The organism is Candidatus Zixiibacteriota bacterium, from assembly GCA_017999435.1.
Classification (GTDB): Bacteria; Zixibacteria; MSB-5A5; order GN15; family FEB-12; genus JAGNLV01.
The window spans coordinates 22,249-41,464 of the sequence record JAGNLV010000007.1 but is presented as its reverse complement, the minus strand read 5'-3'; the positions used below and the strand labels follow the sequence as shown (position 1 = coordinate 41,464).

Sequence of the window (19,216 nt, the reverse complement as noted above, 5' to 3'; positions counted from 1 at the left end):
CGCCCGGTTCTGTTCTTGTGTTGCCCGTGGTTGCGCTGTAGATTGGCCTCTCACAGGAACGTGCGCGACAGCAAATTTCGGCAGGAGTCATGACGGAGCAAACTCTCATCACCTCCACCTCCGGGATCCGCGGTATTGTCGGTTCCGGACTCAATCCGGTGCTCGCGGCGTCGTACGGCGCGGCTTTCGGCACCTTTCTCACGCGCGGCAAGGTGGTAATCGGCCGCGATAGCCGGCCCTCGGGCGAATTGCTCATGCGCGCCGTGGTCGCCGGCCTGGCCTCGGTCGGGATCGACGTCATCGAGATCGGGGTGGTCCCGACGCCGACCGTGGAGATCGCGGTCAAGGAGTCGAAAGCGGCCGGCGGCATCTGCATCACCGCCTCCCACAACCCGTCGCCGTGGAACGCGCTGAAGTTTTTCAACCGGACCGGCGAGTTCATCACCCCGGCCCAGTTCCGGGAACTCGACGAGCTTTTCCGGTCGGGGCGTTTCGGCTACCGGCCGTATGACCGCCTGGGGTCAATCGACCGGCAGGAGGGTTGGATCGACTGGCACATCCAGAAGACTCTGGCGGTACCATTCGTGAATCGGGCGGCGGTTCGGCGCCGGAAGTTCCGGGTGGTGGTGGACGCTATTAATGGTGCAGGCTCGACGGCACTGCCCGCCCTGCTGCGAAAGCTGGGGGCCGGGGTGGTCGAGGTTAACTGCAAGGGGGACGGCGACTTTGTCCATGAACCGGAGCCGATTCCCAAGAATTTGCGGCAGCTCAGCCTTATGGTCCGTAAGCATAAGGCGGACATAGGAATGGCTTGCGACCCCGATGCTGACCGGCTGGCGCTGGTCGATGAGCGGGGACGCCCGATCGGCGAGGAACTGACTCTGGCTCTTTCGGTTCAGCAGGTCCTGACCCGGAAAAAGGGCCCGGTCGTCATCAATTTGTCAACCTCGAAAGTAACCGAACGGGTCGCCCGCGACCGGGGCGCAGCGGTGTACTATGCGAAAGTGGGCGAAGCGAATGTCGTCGAGCTCATGCGGGCGAAACGGGCGCTGGTCGGAGGCGAGGGGAACGGGGGAGTGATTTTGCCGTCGTTCCATGCCGGCCGGGACGCCCTCATGGCGGCTGCCCTGGTGCTGTCCCGTCTCGCCGAGGCAAACGTGGAGTTTTCAAGTCTTGCCGATTCCCTTCCGACCTATTATACTAGAAAGGACAAGGGGACCGTACCCGCCGACTTCTCTGCGCGGCTCGCCCGGTTTGAGCGGGAGGCGCCGGGACTGCTCGGGGAATTTGCCATCGATCGACAGGACGGATTGCGAGTGGATTTCTCGGGCGGATGGGTCCAGATCCGCACCTCGAATACTGAGCCGATTTTCCGCCTGATTGTAGAAACGGAAAGCAAGGACAGGACTGAACACCTGGCAGACCGGGTGATGGGATATTTTCGCGAGCCGAGGTAAGAGCCTATGTGCGGTATCGTGGGTTACGTGGGGCCGAAGCAGGCCAAGCCGATTCTCCTGCAGGGGTTGAAGCGCCTGGAGTATCGGGGATACGATTCGTCGGGGATCGCCCTGTTGACCGAGCGCGGCCTGATGGTGGCGAAGTCGGCGGGGAAGATCGCCAATTTGGAGAAGATGCTCAGCGAGAATGAGTTCGACAGCAGCCTCTGCACGCACGGCATCGCCCACACCCGCTGGGCCACCCACGGGGAACCCAACCAGCTCAACGCCCACCCCCACACCGACGGCCGGGGCGAAATCGCCCTTGTCCACAACGGGATCATCGAAAACTACCGCGCCCTCAAAGAATTCCTCCAGCGCCAGGGATTCGAACTCAAGACTGAGACCGACACCGAGGTCCTCGTCCAGCTGATCCGCTACTACTACCGCGACGATCTCACCGAGGCGGTGTGCGAGGCGCTCGCCCAGGTCGAAGGGACCTACGGGATCGCCGTCATCTCCGCCCGCCACCCCAACACCATTGTCGCCGCGCGCCAGGGCTCCCCCCTCGTGCTCGGCATCGGCGAGAAGGAGAAGTTCGTTGCCTCCGATGTCGCCGCCATGCTCGACCACACCAACAAGGTCATCTACCTCGACGAGGGGGAGATCGCGACGATCACTGACTGCTCGTACGAGATCACGACGATCCAGCGCGACAAGATCACTCCGCGGATCGAGGAAGTGTCGTGGACGCTCGACCAGATCGAGAAAGAGGGCTACGACCACTTCATGCTCAAGGAGATCTACGAGCAGCCGGTCACTCTCCGCAACGCCATGCGCGGGCGCATCAATCTCGACGAGGGCATTCCCCGGCTGGGCGGGCTGAACCTCCAGTACGAGGAACTGCGCCGGATCAAGCGGCTCATCTTCACCGCCTGCGGTACCTCCTGGCACGCGGCCCTGGTCGGCGAGTACCTCATCGAGGAACTGGCCGGCATCCCGGTGGAGGTCGAGTACGCGAGCGAGTTCCGCTACCGCTCGCCGATTTTCCCGGAGGACACGATCCTGTTCGGCATTTCGCAGTCGGGGGAGACGGCCGACACGCTCGCGGCGATGCGCGAGGCGAAGAAGCGCGGCGTCACCGTCCTCGGCATCGTCAACGTCGTCGGCTCGACCATCGCGCGCGAGACCGACGGCGGGGTGTACATTCACGCCGGGCCGGAGATCGGGGTCGCCTCGACCAAGGCGTTCACCTCGCAGGTGATGGCGATCTCGCTCATCGGCACGCTTCTGGCCCGGATGCGCCACCTCTCGGTGCCGCAGGGACAGGAAATGCTCGGCCACCTGGACCGCATTCCCGAGCAGGTCGACCGGATCCTCAAGAACGACCAGGCCATCAGGGAAATCGCCGAGCGCTACCACCGCGCCGACAACTTCCTCTACCTCGGCCGCGGGATCAACTTCCCGGTCGCGCTCGAGGGGGCGCTCAAGCTCAAGGAAATCTCCTACATCCACGCCGAGGGCTACCCGGCGGCCGAGATGAAACACGGGCCGATCGCGCTCATCGATGAAAACATGCCGGTCGTGGTGATCGCCCTGAAAGATCCGGTGCACGACAAGGTGATGAGCAACATCGCCGAGATCCGCGCCCGCAACGGCCAGGTGATCGCCATCGCCACCGAGGGGGACACCGAGATCGCCGACCGCGTCAATCACGTCATCTATGTCCCGCCGACCTACCGGCTGTTCACGCCGCTCTTGTCGGTGATTCCGCTGCAACTGCTGGCCTATCACATCGCCGTGCTGCGCGGCTGCCCGGTCGATCAGCCGCGGAATCTCGCCAAGAGCGTGACGGTCGAGTAGACCGTTTCGCACATGAGTGTCGACGGCGGCCCGCACCGGCGGACCGCCGTTTCTGTTGGCGGGGAAGGGGGGCTGCGATGGGGAGTCACCTTGAACGCTTTCTCAACTGGTCATAACGGCCCCCCGGTCTCGCCGGGCGGGTCCCACTTCGGTGCTGTAGACCTGACCGTTGAGTCTGATTCGGCGAGAGCCGGACCTCTGCTTGGTGTCGGGGGTCCTACCGAGTCAAGGCCCCGATGTCGGAAAGTACTGACGGGCGAACGGCGACACGGCGGCCCCGACCCCACTCTCCGTAAACGTTGGTGACCGTCAGCTTTCGGATCCGATTACACTATGGCAGAACCAACGACACTCGCTGGAAAGTAATCACTTGGGGTTCGCCGACCGAACCTGCCTGGACTCAATCCTGAGCGACGTGGTTCAGTGCTGATGCCGATGGTGCAAGTCCGGCCAATGCGGAAGCCGGTGCACCACAGGTTTGTGCAGGTGCTTATGCGTGTGCCGACCCGATATGATGCTCTCATGCACGTGTTCATGATGTCCGTCGTCGTGACTGTGGCTGTGCTCGTGGTCCAGTGCCTCGTGCTCGTGTTCGTGGGCGTGCTGCTCCCGAAATAGCAGCAATAACGACAGAGCCAGAAGCAATCCGGCAGCAACATGAACGACAGTTATTTCATCATTGAGCATGATGACCGAGAGAATCACGCCGAAGAACGGATTTGCCGCGAAGAACATTTGGCCACGCGTTGCTCCGATGTTCTGCGCGGATGTGATGTAAAGGACAATGCTTGCGCCGTAACAGACGATTCCTACGCCGAGCGCGGCGGCAGTCGTAGCCGCAGTCGCGGCGTATTCGCTCGACACGAGCCCAATGCCGAGGTTGACCGTACCAGCCACGATCCCCTTCCAAAACGTGCTCTGGGCAGGCGTAATACCATCGATGAGGGAAGTGAAATTGTTGTCGAATCCCCAACCGAGACAAGCTCCCATGATCAGCAACCCGGCGACTACTCCGGCGCTCTTTTCGCCAATAGACAATAGTGTTCCGGCAAGCAGCACACCAACCATGCCAAACCACCCAAACCGTCCCAGATGATCGCGAAACAGGAGAGTACCAAGGACAGCGGTTGCCACAAGTTCGAGCGGTAACCAAAGCGACACCGACGCCGCTGACGCAGCTTTAAGTCCAAACAATAGGAGAACTGGAGCCAGCACACCCCCAAAGAACACAGCGCCGGCCAATCGGAATTGGTTTCTCCGGTCCATTCGCCATGGCAGCGTGTAGGGCCGCTTTCCGAAAGCCAGCCCCGATGCTCCAATGGCGGCGCCCAGGTACAGTAACCCAGCCAGCTGAAAGGCATCAAGAGTTGAGAGCAACGCCTTGCTGAACGGAGTCGCCGCTCCAAACAGAGCGGCCGAAAGAAGGGCAAGAAACACGTAGGACATCCTGCAATAAGATGCCTTCTTTCGAATGCTGTTTCAAGAAAGTCCTGATCATGCTTCGGCCGGCTCCATGATTGTCGCAATTCAACACTCCCGATTAGAAGGGGATGAGCGCTGTATCGAATAATGCATCGAAGGCCGGAAGGAGATTGAGATGAAATGGATAACCCGTTCCAAAGTCAAAGTTGACCGCGTCGCCTGTCCGTGGCTCATCAACAGGTTCGTCGACAGGAATGCCGAGTTCATCTTCGTCCCGGCAAATCAGGCAGTGGCGGAAGCGAAGAAACAGAATGCCATTGCGTTCGACATCCCTGGCGTCGAACCAGGCCATCATGGCCGGGAATGTTCATTTGAAGCGATCCTCAAAAAGTACAGACTCACAGACGATCCTGCCCTCACGCTACTCGGTAAGATTGTCAATGGTGCGGACACAGATAATCAATTGTGGAATCAGCCGGAGGGACCCGGGTTGAGTGCAATCGCCGAAGGATTCCGCCATCTCGGATTCGAGGATGATCGCGAAATCAACACTGCTGAGTGGATAGTCTACGATGCTATATATGCTTGTTGTCAGGAGATGATCAGGCAGGGCAGGCACGACGGTGCTTTGAAGGAATGAACCTGAGGCCGGAACCCACAGCCGAGCCGCCGTCGTATGCTCTCGAACGACAACAACTTACAGATGCGGCGTACTTCAACAGGCCGGCCCGCCGGAGGACTTCACCGGGTGTGCATCCCCCCTACTGCTCCGCCTCCGGCAGATCCCGCTCGAGCTGTTTGTCGGACCGGAAACCGAGGGCGTAGTCGGCCTGCATGAGGGTGTGGATCTCGCGCGTGCCCTCGTAAATGGACGCCCCTTTCGCGTTCCGGTAGAACCGTTCCACCGGGTACTCATCGGAGAAGCCGTACGCGCCGAAGACCTGCACGGCGTTCGCCGCCGCCGCCTCCGCCTCGCGGCAGGCGATCCACTTGGCCAGCGAGGTCGCTTTGGTCGAGCGTACCCCCCGGTTTTTCAGCCAGCCCGCTTTCATCCAGAGATAGGTGCAGTACTCGTAGCCGGCCTCCATGTTGGCGATCATCTGCTTGACCAGCTGGTGCTCGCCGATGGGCTGCTCGAACGTGCGCCGGTCGAGGGCGTAGGCGACGCTCGCATCGCGGCAGGCGCGTATCAGCCCGCACGATCCGGCCGCCACCGTGTAGCGCCCCTGATCGAGACAGAACATCGCGATCTTGAACCCCTGCCCCTCTCCGTACACCAGGTTCTCGGCGGGGACTCTGACATCCGCGAACGCGAGGTACCCGGTGTTGCCGGCGCGGACCCCGAGCTTGCCGTGGAGCGAGCCGGTCGAAACGCCCTCCCAGCCGCGTTCGACGATGAACGCCGAGAGGCCGGAATGGTCCCGCGCGCGCTTTTTGTCCAGATCCGTCCAGGCGAACACGAGGAACTGGTCGGCCACGTCGGCCAGCGATATCCACATCTTCTCGCCGTTCAGGACATAGTGGTCGCCGCGCCTGACCGCCGTCGACTGGATCCCCACCGCATCCGACCCGGCAGCCGGTTCGGTCAGGCCGAAAGTCGCGATCTTCTCCCCCCGGGCCGCCGGAACTAGGTACTTCCGCTTCTGCGCCTCGTTGGCCCAGGTCAGAACGGGCAGCGAGAACAGGCCGATGTGAACCGAGAGGATGACGCGCGCCGAGGTGTCGGCGTACTCGAGCTCCTCCGAGGCCAGGCCGAGAGAGATGTAGTCGGTTCCCAGCCCGCCGTACTCCTCGGGGATGCAGAAGCCCAGGAGGTTGGCCTCTCGCATGGCGGGGAGCACCTCGGGGTTCATCTGCTGCCTGCGGTCGTACTCGGTGATGGTGGGGGCGACAACGCGGCGGGCGAGTTCGCGGGCCATGTCGCGCACAGCCAACTGCTTGTCGGTCAGGCTGAAATCGATCATCGGGCCGGGTTCTCCTTGAAGTTGGTGGTTCCGCTCCGGATATATACGCAGTCCGGGTTCCCCTGTCAAACCGGGGGGGCGGGCGGTTTGTGCCCGGAATCGCGGCGCTCTTTGGCGTTTGGATCGGACAAAATGGGTCGGATCAGCCCGCATCGACCGCCCGTTGCCGGACCCGCCCTTTTCGCGTATATTGCCGCACCCTCTGCCGGGGGAAAACGAAGCGCGAAGGACCAGCAGTGACGGAACCAGCACGTGTCAAGGCCGACCTTGTCCCCTTCCGACCCGAGGACGCGGAAAAGGTCATGTCGTGGATCGACTCCGGGGAGACGCTGCAGTACCTGTGCGGTGACGACACCTGGCCGCCGGCCGAGGATCTGTTGGCGTCGTGGCAGAAAGCCGACGCGGCCTCGTACCTCCTGCTGGCCGACCGCCGGCCGGTCGCCTACGCGGAGATCTGGGACCGTCCCCTCGAGCAGGCGGCCGAGATCGGGCACCTGCTGGTCGACCCGGCGCGGCGTGGCCGCGGCTACGGCACTCTCATGCTGCGGCTGCTCGTCGAGCGGGCCGCACACCATCCCCGCGTGCGCCGGGTGGTGCTGAATTTTCACCACGGCGACGAAACGGTGCTCGGCTGTTACCTGAAAGCCGGGTTTGAGCTGGTGGGCAGCGGACCGGACGGCGAGGGGCTGCGCATGGAGCGCCCGGCGGGGTAGCGCGGAGGCGCGCCACCGCCAGGCGCGGCGCCCGGAAAACGTGGAGATGACGACAAGCGGACTCCGTACGATACTCTTAACGATAGCGTAAGGACTTTCTGTATGACCGAGTACAAGAACATCATCGTCAGGAAAGACGCGGGCTGTCTCTGGGTGACCATCAACCGGGAGCGGGCGCTCAACGCGCTCAACCGCGAGACTATCGATGAACTGCAGCAGCTGTTCAGTTTCTATTGGACCGACGACGAGGTGCGGGTGGTCGTGGTCACCGGAACGGGTGAGAAAGCATTTGTCGCCGGCGCCGATATCACCGAGCTCGCTGAAACCGACCTTCGCACGGGCACCGACTACTCGGCCCGGGGCCTGTACTTGATGAAGACGATCCAGAATTTTCCCAGGCCGGTGATCGCCATGGTCAACGGGTTCGCGCTCGGCGGCGGGTGCGAGCTGGCCATGGCCTGCGACATTCGGATCGCCTCCGACAAGGCCAAGTTCGGCCAGCCCGAGGTCAACCTCGGCATCATCCCCGGATTCGGCGGCACCCAGCGGCTCCCCCGACTGGTCGGGCGCGGCACGGCGCTGAAGATGATCCTCACCGGAGAGATGATCGCGGCCGACGAGGCCAAGCGAATCGGGCTCGTCCAGGAGGTGGTTCCGGCGGCCGAATTGACCGCCCGCGTGCAGGCAATCGTCGAGTTGATCTGCGCGAAAGCGCCGATGGCGATCGCGGCCGCGAAAGAGTGCGTCAACCGCGGGCTCGATGTCTCCATGTCGGTCGGGTGCGACCTGGAGAAAGTGAGTTTCGGCCAGATGTGCGCGACCGGGGACAAGAACGAGGGGTGCGAGGCCTTCCTGGAGAAACGCAAGCCGATGTTCACGGGACACTGAGGGGCGCGTTCGAATTGCCGCCGGCGCCGGGCCGTGCACCCGGCGCCGCGCGATGCCGCGACCCGGCGGCGCTGCTGCGCCGCACCCCTCTGGATCCTCTCCCGCGCAGGGGTGCTCTCCTCCGTGTGCAAAGCCGCCGTCGCGACGACAACCGCCATCAACGAAGTCAGGAGTCATTGCGCCATCCTGCTTCCCTGCGGAAACGGGGTCTGTTACATTGCGGGGAAACCGGAGGCTGCGAACTTGTCAAGGGAGCACTAATGCAGAGCGACGCCATCCCCCTCCATCGGCTCTATGGCGACCTGGCCTGGCTCTGGCCGCTCATGAGTCCGCCCGCGGAGTACGTCGCCGAGGCCGCCCACTGGAAGGCCGCCCTTCGCGAAAACCTCGGCCCCGGCCGCCGCTGCCTGCTCGAGCTCGGCGTCGGCGGTGGGCACAACCTGTCGCACCTGACCGGCGAATTCGATGCCGTGGCGGTCGACCTCTCCGAGCCTATGCTGGCGCACTCGCGCCGCCTCAACCCGGGGGTGGAGCACTTCCTTGGAGACATGCGCACGGTGCGGCTGGGGCGGACGTTCGATGCCGTGGTGATCCACGATGCGATTGCGTACATGCTGAGCGGGGACGATCTGCGCGCCGCGTTCGCCACCGCCGCCGCCCATCTGGGCACCGGCGGGGTGTTCGTCACCTCCCCGGACTACGTGGCCGAGACGTTCGTCGACGGGTCGATCGCCTGCGAGACGCGGCCGTTCGACGGCGGGTCGTTCACCTATGTCGAGTACCAATGGGATCCCGACCCGTCCGACACGCAGACCGAGACGGTGTTCACGTATATTATTCGCCGCGGCGGGAAGGTGCAGATTGAGCAGGACCGGCACCTGTTCGGGCTGTTTCCGCTCCGAACCTGGGAATCGCTGATGGCGCAGGCCGGGTTCGCGGTCGCGCGCCGCGACTACCCGGTGCGTGACGATGGCCAGCCGGGATGGCTGTTGATCGGGAGAAAGCTCTAGTCCAGCGAGGAGCGCATGGGGATAACAATCAATCCGGTGGCCGAAAGCGACCGCCCCTGGGTGGAGGAGGTTTTCCGCTCCTGGGGGGCCGATTTTGTCGTCACCCGCGGGCGCAAGGTCTGCCCGGAGGAAACCGAGGGGCTGTATGCGGCCGACGAGCGGGGGAGGCGGATCGGTCTGCTCACTTTCCAGATCGCCGGGACGCAGTGCGAGGTCGTGACGCTCGACGCGTTCGAGAAGTTCCGGGGCATCGGCACGGCCCTGATGGACCGCGCGGTCGCTCTCGCCCGCGCGCGTGGGTGCACCCGCGTCTGGTTGATCACGACCAACGACAACCTCGATGCGATTCGCTTCTACCACCGGCGGGGGTTGGTGATCGCCCATGTGCATGTCGGAGCCATCACGGAGTCGCGTCGGCTCAAACCGAGCATCCCGCTCCTCGGCGCCTACGGGATTCCGATCCGGGACGAGATCGAGTTCGAGCTGGTTCTCTGACCCGGCCAGGGGCTCTTTACAGCGGCCCGCCGGGTGCGTATACTACGGACGCCGGTTGCCCGCGGGATCGCCGGCGGACGGACGGTGCGGCGGCGGGAATCCGGCCGCATCTCGATTGCGAAGGAGGACTCCATGAAAACGTTCTTTCTGTTCACCAAGCTCGCGCCGTCGGACGGCAAGCGGATGCGCGAGCGGCAGTCGCTCGGGCGGGCGTGGCTCCACGAGGTCAAGGAGAAGTGCCCGGACGTGAAATTCCTCTCCCACTACGCGCTCCTCGGCGACTATGATTTCGTCGACATCTACGAGGCGCCCGACGAAGAGACGGCGATGAAGGTCTCGATGATCAGCATGGACAAGGGGGCGTTCCAGGCCAAGAGCGTCCTGGCGATCCCCTACGCCCGCCTGGTGGAACTGGCCAATGAGTTGTGAGGCGGAGGGGGAGAACCCCGTCGCCGGGCCGAGCGCCGCGACCGGGTGCGTCGGAGCATCGGGAAATCGACTTGCGGGCGCGGACGAAAGCATTCTCCGGCCGGGACTGCGGCGGTCCCGGCGGTCGTGAATGGTGACCTGTGAGTAAACCACCGATGGGACAATCCGCTCTCACGTTTCACCCGCTCACTCCGGAGCGATGGGGTGATTTTGAGGCCCTCTTCGGCGTGCGTGGCGCCTGCGGCGGATGCTGGTGCATGTACTGGCGGCTGTTCCGCCTCGCATTCTCGATCGGCAAGGGGGAGGGCAACCGCCGGGCCATGCAGAAACTCGTCCGGGCGGGAACGGAACCGGGCATTCTCGCCTACGACGGCGAGCGGCCGGTCGGCTGGTGCGCGGTGGCGCCCCGGGAGGAGTATGTCCGGCTAACGGCGGCGCGCACGCTCAAGCCGATCGACACCCAGCCGGTCTGGTCGATCGTGTGCCTCTTCGTGGACAAGGGCTACCGGCGGCGGAACGTGTCGACCGAGCTGATCCGCGCCGCCGCGGCGTTCGCTTGCGCGCGGGGCGCCCGTATCGTCGAGGGGTATCCCTACGACTACCGTGGCCGCGCGAAGCACCAGCCGCCGCCGTTTGTGTACACCGGGCTGATTCAGGCTTTCGAGCGGGCGGGGTTTGTCGAGGTCGCGCGGCCGTCGAAATCACGCGCCATCGTCCGCCTCACCCGGCGCTGACCCAAGCCGCCTACTCCATCACCAGCCGCAGCGGCCTCAGGTGGCCGGCATGCTTCTTCTCGGCGTTGTCGAAGACGGCGATGCCGAGATAGAGTTCGCTCTGAAAACCGATATCGGTCGGCGATCCGGTCGCCAGCAGGCGCGACAGCTCGACCGTCCACACGCCCTCGCGCCACACGCCCCGCGCCTCGATGTCGCCCCGGTCGCCGGTTGACGGCGCCACGAGCACCGCCGGAATGCGGTGCCCGAGCGGAAAGGTGTCGGCCCGATGGTCGTAGGCCTCGTACCCCGGTGTCCCGTAGAGCAGCCAGTCGCGGAAGAGGCGGTGGGTGGGGACGAAGTAGGGGAAGCGGAGGATGCTGTCGAGGTTGTCGCGATAGCCGCCGGCGGCGAGGTTGTCGAAGAACCGCCCGTCGCCGCTCTCCCCGGCCGGGGCCGCCCAGTAGCGGTCGTCCGCCTCTGCCGTCGGGTTGGTGCTCACCGCCATCCACACCCACACGTCGGCCGTGTCGCCGCCGGTGAAATGCCGTCCGGGGCGGCTCGCGCGGCCGACGTGGCAGGTCGAGGCACACCCTCCCGAGCGGCTGAAATAGAGCGCCGCCTGGTCCTCGAAGAAGATGTCCTCGCCGTACGGGCCGGTGAAAACCGACCGCTCCGGGATCCATCCGGTGTCCGTCTTGACGAGGTGGCGGTTGAGTGAGCGGGTGTCGTCGGGCCAGCGCAGGAGGAAGAAGATGCGCTGGCGGTCGCGCGCAGTCTTGACCGTCACCGGCGCAGCCGCATAGAGGAAGTTGGCGCCGCCCTGGGTTTGGACGATGGCCGAATCTGCACCGGCCCACTCGCCCTCCCCCAGGTAACCGTCGATCACGATCGGGCTGCCCGCAGCCCGGCAGGCGAGCGTCGGCGGCCGGCCGAGGGAGACGTGGAGCGCGGTCCCGCCGGCCACGGCGACGGCGGCGGCGATTGCCAGCGCGGGCCACCTCACCGCGCCGACCAAGGGCTTCCCGGAAAACATGCAGGCGACCCGCCCGCGCAGCGACAGAGAAACCTCCAGCGTGTGCAGCGCCGCGAAGAGGACGAGGAGCCGGAAGCTCCACTGGTGCACGAAGCTGTTGAACAGGTAGCCGGGGCCGCCGGAGTAGAGACCGGCCGCGAGGCTTGTGCCGGTGAGGAGTGCGGCGGCGGCGAGGACCAGCATGGACAGGTATGTCAGCTTCCGCGTGAACGAATATTCGGACCTGTGGAAGAGATCGGTCAGCCGGCGGTGCTCGCCGGTGAACAGGAGATAGGCGCAATAGAAGATGCCGGTGGCGGCCAAGAGCACGCCGGCGAAAAGGTGGAGGCGGTAGATGTTGCCGGTCGGGGTAAGCCGGTCGATGAGCGCGCGGACCTCGGGTGACAGCCACTCCGCGCCGTTGACGACGGCGATGCGCAAGCCGGTCGCCGCCAAGAGGATGAACAGCGCGATGGCCAGCGCGTGGGCGGTCCGTGCGGGTAAGCTGATCGTGGGGGCCGGGCGCGACATGCTTTCATAATGCGGAGGGTGGCCGCGCCGGCCAAGCGATTTGTTGCCCGCGGGCGAATTTCCCTTGGATAATCGCCGCGCCGGCCCGTACATTATAGCATGCAGGGTGCGGTGTGAACCGCGTGTCGCCGCGTTCACTGACAGGCGCTCTCAGGCGAGTGCGACCCCACGTTGCGAAATGCACGGACCGGCCTGTGATCACGCGGTTCGGCCTCACTACTACCAGTCAGGAGGCCGAGATGTTTGCGACCGATTCAGCGACCACCCGCCGGCGTATCGAGGATTTGCGCCATCAACTCCTCGAACTCCGGCGCCAGGTGCGCGAGTTGCGGAAAACCGTGCCGGAGGAGGTGATTGGCCGCGAGTACGTCTTTGCGGGTCCGCGCGGAATCCGCATCACCCTCGCCGACCTCTTCGGGGACCGGGACGAGCTCATCATCATACACAACATGGGACGCGCCTGCCGGTACTGCACGCTCTGGGCGGACGGCCTCAACGGTCTCGTCCCGCACCTGGCCGGCCGGGCGTCTCTCGTCCTCGTGTCGCCGGATCCGCCCGAAATCCAGCAGGCGTTCGCCGCCTCCCGCGGGTGGCAGTTCGACCTCTGGTCGACCGGCGCCGAGTTCCTCGTCGACATGAAGATGGCCGACGAGAAGGGTTCCCCCTGGCCGGGGATCTCCGCCTTCGTCCGGCGGCCCGACGGGACCATCGTGCGCACCGCTTTCGATTACTTCGGCCCGGGCGACGACTACTGCGCGGTCTGGCACATCTGGGACATGTTCCCTTCCGGCGCCGGGGGATGGGAGCCGCGCGAGGGCTGAACGGGAGGGCCGCCCCGCCAACGCGCCGTGCGCAGCCGCGGCCGGGAGCCATGAATTCGGCGCGGACCGCAACAATCCTCTTGTGCCGGCGTATCTAATAGACTAAGTTGGTCTATTATCCTGCCGGCGGCCGGCAGGGGCAGAGAGGAGACCGCGACCACGGTGGCGGACACGCTGCGACTCATGGGCATCCTGGCGCACCCGGACGACGAATCGCTCGGCATGGGCGGAGCCTTCGCCCGCTACGCCCGCGAGGGGGTTGAAACCTTTCTCATCACCGCCACCCGGGGCGAGCGCGGCCGGTTTCGTGATCTCCGCGGCGAGGCCCGCCCGCCGATGCCGGTCGTGGCCCGCGCGCGCGAGGGAGAGCTCCGCGCGGCGGCCCGCGTTCTGGGCGTCCGGGAGGTCCACTTCCTGGACTATGTCGACGGCGACCTCGACCGGGCCGAACCGGCCGAGGCGATCGCCCGGATCGTCGGCCACCTGCGGCGGCTGAACCCGCAGGTGGTGGTGACGTTCGCGCCCGACGGCGCCTACGGCCACCCGGACCACATTGCGATTTCGCAGTTCACCACCGCCGCCATCGTCGCCGCCGCCGATCCGGCCTTCCCCGCTCCCGGCGCGCCTCCCCACGCAGTCGCCAAGCTGTACTACCTGGCCTGGACCAGGGCCAAGTGGGATGCGTATCAGGCGGCGTTCAAGCAGCTCGCGACGACGGTCGACGGGGTTGAGCGCCGGGCGACTCCCTGGCCCGACTGGGCGATCACCACGGTCGTCGACACCGCCGCCTACTGGGCGGTCGCGTGGGAGGCCATCTCCTGCCACGAGACCCAGCTGGCGATCTACACCAAGCTGGCCGACCTGCCCCCCGAGTACCACCGCTCCCTCTGGGGCACGCAGGAATTCTACCGCGCTTTCAGCCTCGTTAACGGCGGCCGGAAGCGCGAGACCGACTTGTTCGAGGGACTGCGCTGACCGACACCCGAAACGTCCGCTACCTGGGAGAGACCCGTGAACAGCAATGACCGCACTGCCGCCCGCCATACGCCGATCGATCTGTCGCCGGAGGAATTCCGGGCGCTCGGCCGCGACCTCGTGGACCGCCTTGCCGGGCTGTTCGCCTCGCTGCGCACCCGTCCGGTGACGCCCGAGGCGGCGCCGGGCCGCATCCGCGAGCGCCTCGGCGCCGACCGCCCGCTGCCCGATCAGGGATCCGACCCGGCCGCGCTGCTGGCCGACGCCGCCGACCTGTTGTTTGAGCACTCTCTGTTCAACGGCCACCCCCGCTTCTGGGGATACATCACCTCCTCGCCCGCGCCGATCGGCGCGCTCGCCGACCTGCTCGCGGCGGCGGTGAATCCGAATGTCGGCGGGTGGAAACTGTCGCCGATGGCCTCCGAGATCGAGGCCCAGACCGTCCGCTGGATCGCCGAACTGGTCGGGTACCCCGCCGACTGCGGCGGCCTGCTCACCAGCGGCGGCAACGCCGCCAACTTCATCGGCATCCTCGCCGCCCGCGCCGCGCGCGCGCCCTGGGCCGTGCGCGAGGAGGGGATGCGCGGGGGCCGGCGCATGATCATCTACGCCTCCTCCGAGACGCACACCTGGCTGCAGAAGGCCGCCGACCTGTTCGGATTCGGCACCGAGGCGATCGCCTGGATCCCGGTCGACCGTTTCCGGCGGATGGATCTCGCCCGCCTTGAGGCGCGGGTGCGGACCGACCGGGCCGAGGGACACTTTCCGCTGGCGGTCGTGGGCTCGGCGGGGACGGTGAGCACCGGGGCGGTCGACCCGCTCCGCGACCTCGCTGCGTTCGGCCGCGACCAGGGGCTGTGGTTCCATGTCGACGGCGCCTACGGCGGGTTCGCGGCCGCGCTCCCGGAAGCGTCCGAGGATCTGCACAGCCTCGCCCTGGCCGATTCGCTCGCGATCGATCCGCACAAGTGGCTCTATGCGCCGCTGGAGGCCGGCTGCGCGCTGGTGAGGGATGCCGAGAAGCTGCGCCACGCCTTCTCCTACCACCCGCCGTACTACCATTTCGAGGAGGAAGCGATCAACTACTTCGACTACGGCCTGCAGAATTCCCGCGGTTTCCGCGCGCTCAAAGTCTGGCTGGCCCTCCGCCAGGTCGGTCGGGCGGGCTATGTGCAGATGATCCGCGACGACATCGCCCTCGCCCGCCACCTCTTCGCGCATCTCGCCGCGTATCCGGACCTGGAGCGTTTCACCTGCGATCTTAGCATCGCCACTTTTCGCTACGTGCCGGCGGACCTGCGGGCCGGCGGCGGGGAGGAGGCCCGGGAGTACCTGAATGAACTGAACGAAAATATCCTTGAGCGCATTGAGCGCGGGGGAGAGGCCTTCCTCTCGCCGGCGATGATCGAGGGCGTCTATGCGCTGCGCGCCTGCGTGGTGAATTTTCGCACCACGCGCGAGGACATCGAGGCGCTCCCGGAAATCGTCGTGCGGGTCGGGCGCGCGGCGGACGCGGCGCGGCGCGAAAAGACACTCCGCCGGTAGCGGGCCGCCGGCGCTCCCTCAGGTAAGCCGGTGGCGCATCCAGACATTCGGCTCAAGGTACTCGGCCCGGTCCCGCTCGCGGTCCACCCGGACCGGCGCCAGCCCGCCGGGGACAACGTACTCGCCGGAACCGGGGAAGGTCAGCCCCGTCCACGCTTCCCACTGGGCGATCGAGCCGGGGATGTACATCGAGCGCGCGCAGACGCCCACGATCTCCGCGCCCAGGCGGGCGTGCACACGCATCCACGGATCGAACGGCAGTCCGTCATCGCGCGTCCACCGGATGTAATGCTCCATGGGGATCAGCGGGTAGTCGCCTTTGCGGTTGGGCCGCACCGGGGCGAACAGGTTACGGCAGCCGCGGGCCCGCCCGATCGCCGCCATGGCCGCCACCACCTGTCCGCTCAGGCCATGCCCGAGCTGCGCACGGTCGACCATGATCTGCAGGGCGAACTGGTTCTTTGGTGCAAACGTCGCCCGCGCCGCCAGCTCCGTGAGTATCCAGTCGATCCCGGTGTCCGGAAGCTCGGCCGGTTTTCCCTCCCATGGCAGGGGGCAGGAATTGCCGACCGCGATCACCCGCCGATCTTCGCCGTCGAGCAGGAAGAGCTGGTATTCCGGGTAGCGTTCGTAGAGCAGGCGCCAGTTGTCCTCGACGACCGGATCCCGGAGCATGAATTTCGGCCACAAGTCCGATGCCAGCCGGTTGATTTCCGATTCCAAGCCGGGACAGTCGCGGAGCGTGGCCACGGTGAACGGCGGATGAGACATGCAATGCTTCCTCTACACGGCTTTGGGGCCGAACTTTGCCGGCCAGTATAGCACGCGCGCGGGAAAAAGGCCAGCCGAATCAGGCCGGCGCAATTGACAACTTGCCCCGCCGCGACAAACGGCGTATACTGAACCGCACCTGCAACCAAGGGGTCGCTATGAAACCGGTCACCTGCCGGGCCGAATTGGTCCAGGATGACGCCACCAGCGGCTGCGGAATCACGCTGCCGTTCGACCCGAAAGCGCAATTCGGCAAAGTTCGGGCGCCCGTGGTCGCCACGATCAACCGGTATTCATTCCGCACGACCGTTTTCTCCATGGGCGGCTGCTACTGGATTCCGGTTAATAAATCCAACCGTGACGCGGCCGGCATTGCGCCGGGAGACCGGTTCAAGCTCCGAATCGCACTCGATACTGAACCCCGCGCCGTTACTCCGCCGGCGGACTTGAAGGAAGCCCTGGCCGGCGATCCCACGGCCAAAACCGTTTGGGACAAACTCAGCTATACCCACCGCCGCGAGTACGTCGAGTGGATCGCGCAGGCCAAAAAGCCGGAGACCCGGGCGCGCCGCCTGCAGAAAACGCTCGAAAGGCTGAAAGAACCTCGGTGACGGCGCTGGCGGCAGAGCGCTCGCCCGATCCGCCCGGGAGCAAAGGTGGCTTCGCGGCGGTTGTACTCATTGATCGCCGAATAAGGAGCTTTCTTCAATAAGGAGTTTTCACCATGGCGGTATCAAGCGCGGTGACAGTCGGCAGGAAAGCCCCGGCCTTCGCCCTGCCCAACCAGCAGGGCGATACAGCTCGGCTCTCGGATTACGAGGGGAAATGGGTGGTCCTCTACTTCTACCCCAAGGACGATACGCCGGGATGTACGACCGAAGCCTGCGACTTCACCGATAATCTGAGCCGGTTGGACAAGCTCAATGCCGTCGTGCTCGGCGTCTCGCCCGATTCGGTCGAGAGCCATGCGCGGTTCGTGGAGAAACACAACCTGAAGGTCACCCTCCTTTCGGATCCCGAGAAGAAGGTGCTGCAGATGTACGGCGCCTTCGGCGAGAAGATGATGTACGGCAAGGCGACGGTCGGGGTGATTCGCTCCACCTATCTGATCGATCCGGGCGGCCGCATCGCCTACGCTTGGCCTAACGTGAAAGCGACCGGCCATGCTGAGAAAGTCGCCGCGAAACTGGCGGAGCTGGCGCAGCGATGAAAAAGGGACGCACCCCCGTGCCGCCGGTGGCGTTGCTACTGACAATCGAGACCAACCGGCTTGCTTCGACGTCCCGGCCGGAGTTGCAAGGTGAAACCACATGCGCCTGACGGACATACGATGATCGCCCGTCGTTCTGCAGTTCCCCGCGTGTTGCCCACTCTCGATGGGGAGCGGGTGCGCCTTCGGCCTCTGCGCCATGATGACGCCTTGGCCATATGCCGGTGGCTCCAGGATCCTGAGCTATCCCGCCGTCTCGAACTGCTTGAGCGACCGTTCACATTGGGGACCGCCCGGATGTGGGTTCGGATCGCCGTCGCAGGTGTCGGGGACCGGACCGGCTTCTTTTTCGCGATCGCCGATTGCAGAACCGACGATTTGCTCGGGATGATAGCTCTGCATGGGGTGAACTGGCATGACCGCAACGGCGAGATCTTCTACTGGCTGGCACGGCCGTTCTGGCGGAGCGGTCTCACCGAAGATGCGCTCCGCCTGCTCCTCGGATTTGCTTTTCGCCGGCTCCGCCTTCACCGCGTCTGGGCCAGCGTCGTCGAAACCAACCGCCCTTCCACGGCCCTGCTCGAAAAAGCCGGCTTCTCCCGCGAGGTGGTACGGCGCGACGCGCGCCGCCGGGGGCGCGCCTGGTTGGATATGTACACCTATGGTCTCCTGGGGGAGGAATTTGCCCCGCAGCGCCGCCGCGTATGATAACAACCGCCCCCGACAGTATCACTAAGATCCCCTCCCTTCAGGGCGCTCTCATCAACCTCCGGCCGGTACGCCCGGCCGATATCCGCGCCATCGCCCGCTATGCCAACGACCCCTCGGTTGCCCGGTGGGTGCCGAACCTTCCCCACCCCTATACCTCCGCCCACGCCCTGCAGTGGGTGCGGTTGGCGAAGCAGCTGGCGAGCGATGCCGCCGGGTACAGCTTTGGTATCGAGCATCCCGACTCGGGGGAAATTATCGGTATGATCGGGCTGAAAGATGTGGATTGGACCGACCGCCGGGCAGAAGTCGGCTACTGGCTTGCGAAGACCATGTGGCGGCGCGGCTATATGGAGGAGGCGCTTGGGCTGGCCGCCCGGTTCGCCTTCCGCGACCTCCGCCTCCACCGCCTCACCGCCCTCGTCCTGGCCCCCAACGTCGGCTCTGCCAGATTGCTGGAGAAAGTCGGGTTCCGGTACGAGGGGACCCGGCGCAAGGACTGCCGCCTCCGGCGCCGCTGGTACGATGTGGCCGTCTACGGGCTGCTCGCGCGCGAGTGGGCGGGTCCGCCGGCCCGCCGCCCGTGATTGTCGTTGACGGACGGGGGAGATGAGACTATACTTGTACATGTAGAGGTTCCTATCGACCCCGCCCCGGGGCCAGGCTCGCCTCCCCGACCGCCGGGAGTACCGTCTCTAGTCCGTGTC

Annotated in this window: 20 protein-coding genes; 16 read left to right on the top strand and 4 right to left on the bottom strand. The window is 65.4% G+C overall.

Annotation, left to right across the window (positions count from 1 at the left end; translation table 11 throughout):
* Positions 1-89 precede the first annotated feature (89 nt).
* Complete coding sequence (gene glmM / locus KA261_14105) at positions 90-1,457, top strand: phosphoglucosamine mutase (GenBank protein MBP7698935.1); 1,368 nt, start codon at positions 90-92, stop codon at positions 1,455-1,457.
* Positions 1,458-1,463: 6 nt separating this feature from the next.
* Positions 1,464-3,299 carry a glutamine--fructose-6-phosphate transaminase (isomerizing) gene (gene glmS / locus KA261_14100; protein ID MBP7698934.1) on the top strand — a complete coding sequence of 612 codons (1,836 nt, stop codon included), beginning with the start codon at positions 1,464-1,466 and terminating at the stop codon, positions 3,297-3,299.
* Positions 3,300-3,719: 420 nt separating this feature from the next.
* Here glmS and KA261_14095 read toward each other — a convergent pair whose 3' ends face one another.
* Positions 3,720-4,745 (bottom strand): DMT family transporter, encoded by a 1,026-nt coding sequence (locus tag KA261_14095; protein ID MBP7698933.1) that lies wholly within the window; start codon positions 4,743-4,745, stop codon positions 3,720-3,722.
* 151 nt (positions 4,746-4,896) lie between these two features.
* Here KA261_14095 and KA261_14090 point away from each other — a divergent pair, with 151 nt between their 5' ends.
* Positions 4,897-5,361, top strand: coding sequence for a chromate resistance protein (locus KA261_14090; GenBank protein MBP7698932.1), 465 nt, complete (start codon positions 4,897-4,899; stop codon positions 5,359-5,361).
* A gap of 121 nt (positions 5,362-5,482) precedes the next feature.
* Here KA261_14090 and KA261_14085 read toward each other — a convergent pair whose 3' ends face one another.
* Positions 5,483-6,685, bottom strand: coding sequence for an acyl-CoA dehydrogenase family protein (locus tag KA261_14085; GenBank protein MBP7698931.1), 1,203 nt, complete (start codon positions 6,683-6,685; stop codon positions 5,483-5,485).
* A 302-nt stretch (positions 6,686-6,987) separates the two neighbouring features.
* Between KA261_14085 and KA261_14080 the strand changes: the two genes are divergently transcribed.
* From KA261_14080 to KA261_14055, 6 genes are all read left to right on the top strand, one after another.
* Entirely contained in the window at positions 6,988-7,398 is a 411-nt protein-coding gene (locus KA261_14080) for a GNAT family N-acetyltransferase (protein MBP7698930.1), read from the top strand.
* A 102-nt stretch (positions 7,399-7,500) separates the two neighbouring features.
* On the top strand, positions 7,501-8,286 hold the full coding sequence (locus KA261_14075) for an enoyl-CoA hydratase/isomerase family protein (protein MBP7698929.1): 786 nt from the start codon (positions 7,501-7,503) through the stop codon (positions 8,284-8,286).
* A 260-nt stretch (positions 8,287-8,546) separates the two neighbouring features.
* On the top strand, positions 8,547-9,296 hold the full coding sequence (locus tag KA261_14070) for a class I SAM-dependent methyltransferase (GenBank protein MBP7698928.1): 750 nt from the start codon (positions 8,547-8,549) through the stop codon (positions 9,294-9,296).
* Positions 9,297-9,311: 15 nt separating this feature from the next.
* Entirely contained in the window at positions 9,312-9,791 is a 480-nt protein-coding gene (locus KA261_14065; GenBank protein MBP7698927.1) for a GNAT family N-acetyltransferase, read from the top strand.
* 132 nt (positions 9,792-9,923) lie between these two features.
* The gene (locus tag KA261_14060; GenBank protein ID MBP7698926.1) at positions 9,924-10,220 is read left to right on the top strand and encodes a GYD domain-containing protein; all 297 of its coding nucleotides are present in this window, start codon (positions 9,924-9,926) and stop codon (positions 10,218-10,220) included.
* 155 nt (positions 10,221-10,375) lie between these two features.
* A complete protein-coding gene (locus KA261_14055) occupies positions 10,376-10,954 on the top strand; it encodes a GNAT family N-acetyltransferase (GenBank protein ID MBP7698925.1) in 579 nt (192 codons plus the stop codon).
* 10 nt (positions 10,955-10,964) lie between these two features.
* Here the strand turns inward: KA261_14055 and KA261_14050 are convergent, their stop codons facing one another.
* A complete protein-coding gene (locus KA261_14050) occupies positions 10,965-12,479 on the bottom strand; it encodes a cytochrome b/b6 domain-containing protein (protein ID MBP7698924.1) in 1,515 nt (504 codons plus the stop codon).
* A 194-nt stretch (positions 12,480-12,673) separates the two neighbouring features.
* Here KA261_14050 and KA261_14045 point away from each other — a divergent pair, with 194 nt between their 5' ends.
* From KA261_14045 to KA261_14035, 3 genes are all read left to right on the top strand, one after another.
* Complete coding sequence (locus KA261_14045) at positions 12,674-13,300, top strand: DUF899 family protein (GenBank protein MBP7698923.1); 627 nt, start codon at positions 12,674-12,676, stop codon at positions 13,298-13,300.
* A 162-nt stretch (positions 13,301-13,462) separates the two neighbouring features.
* Entirely contained in the window at positions 13,463-14,275 is an 813-nt protein-coding gene (locus KA261_14040; protein MBP7698922.1) for a PIG-L family deacetylase, read from the top strand.
* Positions 14,276-14,311: 36 nt separating this feature from the next.
* A complete protein-coding gene (locus KA261_14035; GenBank protein MBP7698921.1) occupies positions 14,312-15,820 on the top strand; it encodes an aspartate aminotransferase family protein in 1,509 nt (502 codons plus the stop codon).
* Between the two features lie 18 nt (positions 15,821-15,838).
* Here KA261_14035 and KA261_14030 read toward each other — a convergent pair whose 3' ends face one another.
* On the bottom strand, positions 15,839-16,591 hold the full coding sequence (locus tag KA261_14030) for a hypothetical protein (protein ID MBP7698920.1): 753 nt from the start codon (positions 16,589-16,591) through the stop codon (positions 15,839-15,841).
* Positions 16,592-16,749: 158 nt separating this feature from the next.
* On the opposite strand from KA261_14030, the gene KA261_14025 reads away from it, so the two are divergent.
* The 4 genes from KA261_14025 (at position 16,750) to KA261_14010 (ending at position 19,096) form a co-directional block, all read left to right on the top strand.
* Positions 16,750-17,202, top strand: a complete 453-nt coding sequence (locus KA261_14025; GenBank protein ID MBP7698919.1) for a DUF1905 domain-containing protein — start codon at positions 16,750-16,752, stop codon at positions 17,200-17,202.
* A gap of 113 nt (positions 17,203-17,315) precedes the next feature.
* Entirely contained in the window at positions 17,316-17,801 is a 486-nt protein-coding gene (gene bcp / locus KA261_14020; GenBank protein ID MBP7698918.1) for a thioredoxin-dependent thiol peroxidase, read from the top strand.
* 120 nt (positions 17,802-17,921) lie between these two features.
* The gene (locus KA261_14015) at positions 17,922-18,509 is read left to right on the top strand and encodes a GNAT family N-acetyltransferase (protein ID MBP7698917.1); all 588 of its coding nucleotides are present in this window, start codon (positions 17,922-17,924) and stop codon (positions 18,507-18,509) included.
* Positions 18,506-19,096, top strand: coding sequence for a GNAT family N-acetyltransferase (locus KA261_14010; protein MBP7698916.1), 591 nt, complete (start codon positions 18,506-18,508; stop codon positions 19,094-19,096). The genes KA261_14015 and KA261_14010 overlap by 4 nt, the downstream gene beginning before the upstream one ends.
* Positions 19,097-19,216: the final 120 nt, after the last annotated feature.

Excerpts from the sequence above, each read along its gene's own strand:
- glmM (MBP7698935.1), top strand. The coding sequence starts at position 90 with ATGACGGAGCAAACTCTCATCACCTCCACCTCCGGGATCCGCGGTATT.
- glmS (MBP7698934.1), top strand. The coding sequence starts at position 1,464 with ATGTGCGGTATCGTGGGTTACGTGGGGCCGAAGCAGGCCAAGCCGATT.
- KA261_14095 (MBP7698933.1), bottom strand. The coding sequence starts at position 4,745 with ATGTCCTACGTGTTTCTTGCCCTTCTTTCGGCCGCTCTGTTTGGAGCG.
- KA261_14090 (MBP7698932.1), top strand. The coding sequence starts at position 4,897 with ATGAAATGGATAACCCGTTCCAAAGTCAAAGTTGACCGCGTCGCCTGT.
- KA261_14085 (MBP7698931.1), bottom strand. The coding sequence starts at position 6,685 with ATGATCGATTTCAGCCTGACCGACAAGCAGTTGGCTGTGCGCGACATG.
- KA261_14080 (MBP7698930.1), top strand. The coding sequence starts at position 6,988 with ATGTCGTGGATCGACTCCGGGGAGACGCTGCAGTACCTGTGCGGTGAC.
- KA261_14075 (MBP7698929.1), top strand. The coding sequence starts at position 7,501 with ATGACCGAGTACAAGAACATCATCGTCAGGAAAGACGCGGGCTGTCTC.
- KA261_14070 (MBP7698928.1), top strand. The coding sequence starts at position 8,547 with ATGCAGAGCGACGCCATCCCCCTCCATCGGCTCTATGGCGACCTGGCC.
- KA261_14065 (MBP7698927.1), top strand. The coding sequence starts at position 9,312 with ATGGGGATAACAATCAATCCGGTGGCCGAAAGCGACCGCCCCTGGGTG.
- KA261_14060 (MBP7698926.1), top strand. The coding sequence starts at position 9,924 with ATGAAAACGTTCTTTCTGTTCACCAAGCTCGCGCCGTCGGACGGCAAG.
- KA261_14055 (MBP7698925.1), top strand. The coding sequence starts at position 10,376 with ATGGGACAATCCGCTCTCACGTTTCACCCGCTCACTCCGGAGCGATGG.
- KA261_14050 (MBP7698924.1), bottom strand. The coding sequence starts at position 12,479 with ATGTCGCGCCCGGCCCCCACGATCAGCTTACCCGCACGGACCGCCCAC.
- KA261_14030 (MBP7698920.1), bottom strand. The coding sequence starts at position 16,591 with ATGTCTCATCCGCCGTTCACCGTGGCCACGCTCCGCGACTGTCCCGGC.
- KA261_14025 (MBP7698919.1), top strand. The coding sequence starts at position 16,750 with ATGAAACCGGTCACCTGCCGGGCCGAATTGGTCCAGGATGACGCCACC.
- bcp (MBP7698918.1), top strand. The coding sequence starts at position 17,316 with ATGGCGGTATCAAGCGCGGTGACAGTCGGCAGGAAAGCCCCGGCCTTC.
- KA261_14015 (MBP7698917.1), top strand. The coding sequence starts at position 17,922 with ATGATCGCCCGTCGTTCTGCAGTTCCCCGCGTGTTGCCCACTCTCGAT.
- KA261_14010 (MBP7698916.1), top strand. The coding sequence starts at position 18,506 with ATGATAACAACCGCCCCCGACAGTATCACTAAGATCCCCTCCCTTCAG.